The organism is Streptomonospora sediminis, assembly GCF_054778995.1.
Map to the genome: position 1 here is coordinate 1 of NZ_BAAGYZ010000141.1, position 1066 is coordinate 1066.

General features: G+C 72.0%; 1 protein-coding gene. It reads left to right on the forward strand.

The annotated features are described in order from the left end of the window. Positions 1-1066: acyltransferase domain-containing protein (locus ACYVD5_RS26520; protein ID WP_461003884.1), on the forward strand; the 1066-nt coding region annotated here is incomplete at both ends.

A 1066-nucleotide genomic window follows, 5' to 3' on the forward strand; every position in this document is an offset into this window, starting at 1 on the left:
GTGGTGCCGGATGTGGTGGTGGGGCATTCGCAGGGGGAGATCGCCGCGGCCTGCGTCAGCGGGGCGCTGAGCGTCACCGACGCGCTCACGGTAGTGACGGCACGTTCCCGGCTGCTTGCCCGGATCGCCGGTGACGCCGGGATGCTCTCGGTCCGCGCCGGGGCGGACGACATCGCCCCGTTGCTCGGCGAGGGCTCCGACGTGTCGCTGGCCGCGGTCAACGGCCCGACCAGCACGGTGCTCTCCGGCTCGACCGCTGCGCTGCAGGGGGCGGTCGACTGGTGCGAGGCCAAGGGCGTGCGCACCCGGTGGGTGCCGGTGGACTACGCGGCGCACTCCGCCCAGGTGGAGCAGATCCGCACCGAGCTCGGCACCGAACTCGCCGGGATCGCCCCTCGGCCCGCGACCACGCTGTTCCGGTCGACCGCGGTCGGCGGATTCCTCGACGGCACCGCCCTGGACGCCGACTACTGGTTCCGCAACCTGCGCGACCCGGTCCGGTTCTCCGACGCCATCGAGGACCTCGCCGGACAGGGATACGGCTGCTTCGTCGAGGTCAGCCCGCATCCGGTGCTGACCATGGGCATGATCGACTCCCTGGACGGGACGGGAAGCGCGGTGGCGGGGACACTGCGGCGCGACGACGGCGGCATGGACCGGTTCCTGCGGTCGGCCGGCGAAATCTGGACCTCCGGCGCATCTGTGCGGTGGCCGGCCGCAATCGAGACCCAAAGCAAGAGCAGGCCCCCGGCGCGCATCGAGCTGCCGACGTACGCCTTTGCACACAGCGACTACTGGGCGACGCCCCCAGCGCGTTCGGCGGCAGTGGAGCACGAGCCGGCGCCGAGCGAGGACTGGCGGTACCGGATCCACTGGAAGCCCATCGAGTGGGAGCCGGGGCCCGGCCGCGGCGAACACCGCTTGGTCGTGGTCCCCGAGGAGGGCGACCAAGAGTGGATCGACTCGGTACTGGAGGTGCTGCGCAACGACGGGCCGGTCACCGTGATCACGGTGGGTGTGGGTGATGGTCGGGGGGATGTGGCGGCTGCGGTGGTGGGGGCGTTGT